At 37.3% G+C, this 383-nt stretch carries 1 protein-coding gene; it reads right to left on the bottom strand.

Annotation, left to right across the window (positions count from 1 at the left end):
• Positions 1 to 383, bottom strand: a 383-nt coding sequence (locus HEM79_RS22390; protein WP_183082731.1) for a formylglycine-generating enzyme family protein, incomplete at both ends; no start/stop codon positions are given.

Here is a 383-nt window from a genome sequence, read left to right as displayed (position 1 = left end):
ATTTGGAGGAAATGAACCAACAGGTGCTATATCGTGGGTGAAATTAAGTTCTCTATCTGGAGTGGATAGATTATATTGATTATCACTGTTTGCAAACTGAAAGAATTGTCCTCTGCTACGAGCTGCATATTCCCACTGAGCCTCAGTCGGTAATGTGATAGTTTTCCCGTTTTTTTTCCCAACCCAGTGGCAAAACGCGTTCGCTTCATTCCAGTTTACTGAGGCTGGGTATTCATCACCAATTTCTCGTAGAATTTTTTCATCATAAGCATCTTCAACATCTCTATTTTTTATTTTTTTGTAGTATGCATTCCATTCTTTTCCGGTAACCTGCACCCATTTATTATAATCACCCCATGTAATTTTATTTCTGGTTATTTTGA

The organism is Escherichia sp. 93.0816, from assembly GCF_013368855.2.
Lineage (GTDB): Bacteria > Pseudomonadota > Gammaproteobacteria > Enterobacterales > Enterobacteriaceae > Escherichia > Escherichia ruysiae.
This window is presented reverse-complemented; position numbering and strand designations above follow the sequence as displayed.